We start from the raw sequence: 6,806 nt of genomic DNA on the forward strand, positions 1-6,806 counted from the left end.
CACATAGAGCCCTGACCACAAGGTTCACCTGCAAGCCGTCTTGTCTTCACCGGTCGAGCACTCTCCATGTAACAACGACCGCCGCACAGCTGCAATGTTCCTGTGTTCCGTCCGTAATCGGCGCCAAGTCGGCTTTCAGTCTCTGTTGCCGCGGCCTCATATTCGGTCGCAATACTGTTCTGCGTCAGATGACATGCCGCCCCGAAATGACCTCGCAGAGGCGGCAGAACAGCAGAAGGGATCGACACAATGACGTCCACCATTCGCAACCGCACAGCAGCCATCGGAATCGCCACCGTCGCCGGACTCGCCGGCCTCGGGCTCGCCGCAGGACCGGCCATGGCCGCCGACGCGTCTCTGGCCGACTCATCCAGCCAGTCCACTGACTCCGACGTCGGCACGCGGTCCGTGTACTACCCGACCGATCCGGTCACCTACGCCGACGAGCTCGTCCGAGCCTGGGGACAAGGCGATACCGACCGAGTGGAGGCCCTCGCTTCCTCCCAGGTCGCCGCGAAGCTCAAGGCCCACAGCAACGACGAAGCCACCCACTGGAACCGCGTCGGCGCAGAGGGGGCCGCCGGCTCAACCTACGTCGACTACGAGAACACCGTCACCGGCGAGAAGATGTGGCTTGGGATGCCCACCGAGGCCGTCGTCGATCCCGACGACGAGTGGGGCACTCCCAACGCGGTGCACAAGGTCAACTTCGAAGGCTGAAGCTCCGGCCCTCGAGCCGCAGATACATGGAACCGCAGATGCATCGAGCCCCGCACCAGGAATTTCCTGGTGCGGGGCTCGGTGCGTGACCCAGCGACGCTGGGCGTCGGCGTCTGCGGCTGCGGTGGGCCACCTCGGCGAGGGATGGCCGGGGATTGGCCGCCTCGGCGAGGTTCTACAGGTGGGCCTCCGGGGCGTTCTGCACGTAGTCGGCCACGGTGTCGTTCTTGAACGCGTCCTGGACCTTCTTCAGCTCCTCCTCGTCGACGTTGACGATCGACTGACCGTCCGGGGAGGTGCCGACGCCGGCCACGGGGGCGGTGAAGAACTCGATGTCACCGGGGCGGACGTCGCGCATATTGAACGCGGTCGAGGAGATGTACTTCGCATCCAAGCCCGAGTCGACGTACATGTACGGCGCGAAGTTCTTGACCATGTCCTGGATCTTCTTCGGGTTCGACAGGGTGTCGGCCGAGATCATCTCGTTCGTCAGCCCGCGGATGAACGCCTGCTGATTGCGCGCACGCTGGAAGTCGCCGTCCTGGAACTGTTTGCGCTCGCGCACGAAGGTCAGCGCTTCATCGCCGTTGAGGACGTTCTCGCCCTTGGTGAACGTGTAGCCGTCCTTCTCGAACGCCTGCTCGGAATTCACCGTCACCCCGCCGAGGCTGTCGGTCAGAGCCTTGAATCCCTCGAAATCGATGATCGCCACGTGATCGAGGTCGGTGCCGATGAAGTCCGAGACCGTCGACACGGCCAGCGGCAGACCGCCGTAGGACAGTGCCGCGTTGATCTTCGCCTTGCCGTGGCCCTCGATGTCGACGTAGGTGTCACGCGGGATCGACATGATCTGGACGTTGCCGCCGGACTCGGGCAGATGCATGACCATGATCGTGTCCGAGCGCAGCCCGCGAGAATCGTTGACGTCGACATTGCCCATCGGCTCATCCGAGCCCAACAGCAGGATGTTCGTGCCGTCGCCTTCCTTGCCGCCGGCGCTGTCCTTGCCGAAGACCTGCTCATCGCTGAGCTGGTTCGCGTTCTCGTCGAACGACCGGCCGACGCTCCAGACGTAGAGTCCGATGCCGAGCACGCCGAGGATGACGATGATCAACAGGGCGACGAGGACCTTCCGCCACACGCGCTTCTTCTTGCGCGGGCGCTGCTGTTCCTCATTCTGGTGGTCGAAGAGATCGTCGAAAGTGGTGTTATCCGTCATCGGCACTCCGGGGTTTGAGCTGTCGGCGCCGGGCGCCGGGGTCATTGGGCAATCCCGCCCATTGTATAGCGACCGAGGTGACCCAATTCCCAGCCGCGCGGCGCACCCAGCGCGAAAGCGCGCGGACGAACGGGAGGGCAGGGCCGCCTCGGCGAGGTGTTCTGCCTTGTCAGACGTTGTGATACTCGGTTTCGACCGGGATGACCGGGACCGATATCCGTTCGTTGCCCACGGATGATCCCGGCGCCAAGGTGAGGGGACTCACCAGCAATTGCGCGGGCTCGGCATGGTCGGCCGGGTCAGGGCTGGATAGACTTTCCTGGTGTTCAATAACTATCGGGAAATTCTGTCGCTTCCCGGTGCTCTCAAGTTCTCCTTGGCCGGTCTCGTCGCCCGGATGCCCATCGCGGTGCTGGGGCTGGGCATCGTCCTCTTCATCCAGGGCGTGACCGGGTCATACGGCATGGCGGGCATCGTCTCCGCCGTGTACATGATCGTCCAGGCACTTGCCGGCCCCGGGATCGCTCGCCTCGTCGACCGCCTCGGCCAGGCGAAGGTCATGGTGCCCATCGTCATCACCCACCTCATCGCGTTGGCCCTGCTCATCGTCTCCGTGTACGAGGAATGGTGGACGGGATTCGTCTTCGTCTTCGCCGGCATCGGCGGCGCAACCGTCGGCTCCGTCGGTTCGCTGGTGCGCTCACGCTGGTCGCATATCGTCGACACCCCGAAGAAGCTGCAGACCGCGTTCTCGTGGGAATCGGTCGCCGATGAGCTGATGTTCGTCTCCGGGCCGGTGCTGGCCACGGTGCTCGCGACGGCCGTGTGGCCGCCGGCCGGAATCATCCTCTCGATGATCACCGTCGGCGTCGGCTCACTGCTGCTCTACATCCAGAAGTCGACTGAGCCCCCGCCGGTGGAGCGGACCACCGACGCGAAGGGCCACGTGTTCTCGAACCCGGGCATCTTTGCGATCATCGTCGTCAACATCTTCCTCGGCGTGAACTTCGGCGCCATCGACGTCATCGCCGTCGCCTTCGCCGACGAACTCGGCGTGAAGTCCACGGCCGGCGTGCTGCTGTCGTGCCTGGCGCTGGGATCGCTCATCTCCGGCGCACTGTATGGAGCGAGGAACTGGCGGGCCGCCGTCCACCACCGCTTCGGCGTGGCCGTGTCCGCTCTGGCCGTGGGTGCCTGTCTGATGCTGCTGGCGAATTCGATGGTCACCTACGGCATCATCCTCATCCTCGTCGGATCCGCGATCGCACCGAGCCTCATCGGCGCGAACTCCGTCATCGAGCAGCTCGCTCCCCCGCGCAGGCTCACCGAGGCGTTCGCCTGGCTGGGCACCTCGCTGGGCTTCGGCGTCGCCTTCGGATCGGCCGTCGCCGGCAACATCATCGACGCCTTCGATGCGAAGACCGCGATGCTCCTGCCCGCCGGCTGCGCCGTGCTGGGGGCGATCATCGCCTTGTCGCTGCTCAAGCTTCTCAACCCGTCGCGGTCGAGTCACGAAGCTCGGCTGGCGAAGGACCGCCGGCGCGAGAAGGTTGTGGAGGGGTAAGTCGGCGGCGGTTGTCGCGGTGGGGCGACGCGGTTGTTGCGGCGAGGGCGGCGTGGTTGTTGCGGCGGGCCGACGCGGCGGTTGCAGTGAGGGCGAGGGCGGCGTGGGCTCGGCCTCCGGCACGCACCCTGCCGCGCAGAATTCCCCGGTAGATAAACGTAGATTTCCGACGAGGATTTCTACAGAAACCTCCCTCAGAATTCGGGCCGCACCGAGACCAGCTCCGGGCAGCGTCGAGATCACCCGCTGCCTCAGCGTCCCTCACCGTCCCTCACCGTTAGCGCTACGCCCTCCCGCTACTCCTATACCGCACGGTCACTTGCACATCCCTCACCTTTGGCGCGAAAACATCCCGTTGCAACAGGGTGTTTTGATGTTTGCGTCGAGGGGCGAGAAAGCTCGGCACCCATCCCGCCTCGAAGCTCGCTCACTGCACTGCTCCGCCACCCCGCGATCGGTCCCGCTTGCGAACGAAACTGCGAGCCACCTCGGCGATGTCAAAGATCATTGACATAAACATGTCAAGCATGTTTTACTTTTAAATGTAAAGAGAAGTTGACATCAAGGAACGGTATGGAAGTTCAGACCTCGGACCTCAAACAGGTTCGCAAGGCTGCGGGGCTGACGCAGGCACAGTTAGCCCAGCTCACCGGGGTGTCGCGGCAGACGATCATCGCGACCGAGCGCGGCGACTACGCCCCCAGCGTGTATCTGGCGCTGCGCATCGCCCGGGCCTTGAACACGACAGTCGAAGAGATCTTCTCGCTCCAGGAGGAATCCCCATGAACAACGTCAGTGACAGAAAGAATCGACCCAACGCCTTTGCCGACAGGATCGCCGGTTTCGATGACCCGTCGATGGGAGACGAACGCGAACGCGACGTCATTCTGCGGGCGTACACATTGGGAGCCGTCGTCTCCACCTACGTGTTCTTCGCGCTCGGACTCATCTTCGCCGTCCTCGGCGCGGGATTGTGGAGTGTGTTGATCGTCCTCGGATCCATCGTGACCAGCGGTGTCATCTCGGGGTATTGCAAGCGCGAGAATGTGGACTTCTCCATGGCTATTGCCCGTGTTTCGCCGAGGCGGCTGATCGTCGGCAATATCGTCGGAGCGGTGTTCGCGATCGTGTGGGTCGGTGCGATCGTCTTCCACATGAGTGAGGGCTATCCGCTCATCGATGCGGGTATGGGAGCGAGCGCAACACTCGGCGCCTCAACCAGCACCTATGCCATCGTGGTCGGCGCGGCCTTCGGATTCGTCACCACGATCACGATGATGACGATCTCTCGTACACGCAAAATCAAGCAGGCCCGCGCCGAGGCGGCCGCCGCGGCCTACATTGAGGACGAGGACTGAGTCATTGCACTAAACTGGAGAGCGAAAGCCCCGGAATGATCCCTGGTCTGAAAAATCGACCACATCACCGGGGCTATTGCAGTCCCGGTGCTGAGTGTCCACCAAGATGATGGGATCCGAGATATCTAAGCCCAGTCCTTCTTCGCCGACGTCTCGCCGACTCCGGCGTTGAAGACGTTGTGCGGGTCGAGGTCCTTGAAGTGCTCTTCCATCTCCGGCGGCACGGGGTAGAGCCTGCCGTAATTGTGTTCGGCGGGAACGGCGGCGCCGCGGGCTTCGAGCAGCTCGGTCATCTGCTTCTTCAGCGCCACCGTGTCGACACCCTTCTTCGCCACATGGTCCTGATGGAAGACGTGGCAGAAGAAATGCCCGTAATAGGAGCTGATGTGCAGCTGGTCGGCGATCTCGTCGGGCAGCACCTCGAGCCAATCCTCATCGTCGCGGCGCAGCGCCACGTCGAAGGTGATCATGTCCGAGGAGTCCTCGCGGTTGAGGTTGAAGTACCGGGTCGCAGCACTCGCGGCGCCGAAGCGGTGCAACATCGCCGACTGAGCCTCATCGGCACTGCACACGAAATAGTCACCGTGGTGAGCCGCCTCGGCGAAGAAATCGTCGAGGAACGCACCCATCCGCACCTTCTCCTCGGCACTGACGACGAGGAGAAGATGATGCTCGAAGCGGTCGCGGTACTCGAGCATCCGCGTGGGCAGCTGCTGCGGGAGCAGGCCGAACGCGTTCTGCGCGATCGTGTCGGCGACGGTCTCGCCGAAGAACGGCAGCTTCGCGAACACGCCGTTGGCCCAGTTCTTCAGCGCGAACAGCTTGATCTGCTCGCGGCTGCCGGCGTGCTTGATCGAGACGAACGTGTCCTTGCCGTACTTCTCGGCGAGGTCGAATGAGGGGCGGCCCATGTATTCGCCCGAGATCGGCAGCGGCATCTCCGAGGTCAGTATCGCCCGTCGCAGGTCTTCGAGCTCGGCGGGGGAATTCGTACCGACGTAGAACGTCGTCGCTCCCTCTTCCTTGGGGAAGGTGCGGGTGCGCACGGCGAAGACCATGAGCTTGCCGGCCGAACCGGAGGCCTCGTACAGGTAGTCGGAGTTCGCGTTGAACCGGGCCGGCGAGTCGACGATCTTGCGGACCTGCTCCCCGTATTCGGTCTCCGTCGTGTCCTCCGGGGCGGGCGTGACCCCGGCAGGGTCCCAGTCTCCGCGCTGGAGTTTGTCGAGGATGTGGGCGGGGTCGTCGCCGAGCTCCACGCCGAGGTGGTTGACGAGCTCGAGTCGCCCCTCCTCGTTGACGCGGGCGAAGATCGCGTGCTTCGTGAACGCCGGACCCTTGCGGATCTGGGAGCCGCCGGAGTTGTTGGCGATGCCGCCGATGACGGAGGCGCCGATCGAGGATGAGCCGATGACCGAGTGCGGTTCGCGGTGGAACGGGGCGAGCGCCTCGTCCAGTTCGTAGAGAGTGGATCCGGCCAGGCAGATCGCTTCGCGGGCGTCGTTGATGAGATAGATCTCGTTGATCCGCAGGGTGGAGATGATGACGATCGGACGGTCGTAGTCCTGCGCACCGGGGCCGGAGCCGCCGGTCAGTCCGGTGTTGGCCGACTGCGGAATAACGATGAGGTCATTGTCGACGCAGACCTGCAGTGCCCGCCACATGTCGACGAGGCTGCCCGGTCGCAGCACGGCCAGCACATTGCCGCCGCCGAAGCGGTTGCCCTTGGCGTACGGTGCGGTTGCCCGCGCGGAGGTGAGGACGTGACGCGGCCCCATGATGTCGATGAACGCGTTGACGGCTGGGGACTGGTGATTTGTCTTGCCGGGCATATGGTCGATCCCTATCGGTAGGCGACGGTTGTTCTCATGGTAGGTGTCTGGGTTCGCACTCCGCATCCCCTCTCAGAACTACCCGACGGCGGCCCAGCAACCTGGCGCCAGGT

Annotated in this window: 6 protein-coding genes; 4 read left to right on the top strand and 2 right to left on the bottom strand. The window is 63.9% G+C overall.

Annotation, left to right across the window (positions count from 1 at the left end; translation table 11 throughout):
• The first annotated feature begins 249 nt into the window (after positions 1 to 249).
• Positions 250 to 720 (top strand): hypothetical protein, encoded by a 471-nt coding sequence (locus tag AD89_RS0100935; protein WP_025776734.1) that lies wholly within the window; start codon positions 250 to 252, stop codon positions 718 to 720.
• A 175-nt stretch (positions 721 to 895) separates the two neighbouring features.
• Here AD89_RS0100935 and AD89_RS0100940 read toward each other — a convergent pair whose 3' ends face one another.
• Positions 896 to 1,939 (bottom strand): LCP family protein, encoded by a 1,044-nt coding sequence (locus AD89_RS0100940; protein WP_025776735.1) that lies wholly within the window; start codon positions 1,937 to 1,939, stop codon positions 896 to 898.
• A gap of 322 nt (positions 1,940 to 2,261) precedes the next feature.
• On the opposite strand from AD89_RS0100940, the gene AD89_RS0100945 reads away from it, so the two are divergent.
• From AD89_RS0100945 to AD89_RS0100955, 3 genes are all read left to right on the top strand, one after another.
• Positions 2,262 to 3,503, top strand: a complete 1,242-nt coding sequence (locus AD89_RS0100945) for an MFS transporter (RefSeq protein WP_025776736.1) — start codon at positions 2,262 to 2,264, stop codon at positions 3,501 to 3,503.
• Positions 3,504 to 4,076: 573 nt separating this feature from the next.
• Positions 4,077 to 4,289: a helix-turn-helix transcriptional regulator gene (locus tag AD89_RS0100950; protein WP_025776737.1), complete on the top strand. Its 213-nt coding sequence runs from the start codon at positions 4,077 to 4,079 to the stop codon at positions 4,287 to 4,289.
• Positions 4,286 to 4,861, top strand: coding sequence for a hypothetical protein (locus tag AD89_RS0100955; RefSeq protein WP_025776738.1), 576 nt, complete (start codon positions 4,286 to 4,288; stop codon positions 4,859 to 4,861). The genes AD89_RS0100950 and AD89_RS0100955 overlap by 4 nt, the downstream gene beginning before the upstream one ends.
• A 125-nt stretch (positions 4,862 to 4,986) precedes the next feature.
• On the opposite strand, the gene dld is transcribed toward AD89_RS0100955, so the two are convergent.
• Positions 4,987 to 6,693, bottom strand: a complete 1,707-nt coding sequence (gene dld / locus AD89_RS0100960) for a D-lactate dehydrogenase (RefSeq protein ID WP_025776739.1) — start codon at positions 6,691 to 6,693, stop codon at positions 4,987 to 4,989.
• Between the last annotated feature and the right edge of the window lie 113 nt (positions 6,694 to 6,806).

The organism is Brevibacterium sp. VCM10 (genome assembly GCF_000583215.1).
GTDB classification, from domain to species: domain Bacteria; phylum Actinomycetota; class Actinomycetes; order Actinomycetales; family Brevibacteriaceae; genus Brevibacterium; species Brevibacterium linens.

Excerpts from the sequence above, each read along its gene's own strand:
- dld (WP_025776739.1), bottom strand. The coding sequence starts at position 6,693 with ATGCCCGGCAAGACAAATCACCAGTCCCCAGCCGTCAACGCGTTCATC.
- AD89_RS0100955 (WP_025776738.1), top strand. The coding sequence starts at position 4,286 with ATGAACAACGTCAGTGACAGAAAGAATCGACCCAACGCCTTTGCCGAC.
- AD89_RS0100935 (WP_025776734.1), top strand. The coding sequence starts at position 250 with ATGACGTCCACCATTCGCAACCGCACAGCAGCCATCGGAATCGCCACC.
- AD89_RS0100940 (WP_025776735.1), bottom strand. The coding sequence starts at position 1,939 with ATGACGGATAACACCACTTTCGACGATCTCTTCGACCACCAGAATGAG.
- AD89_RS0100950 (WP_025776737.1), top strand. The coding sequence starts at position 4,077 with ATGGAAGTTCAGACCTCGGACCTCAAACAGGTTCGCAAGGCTGCGGGG.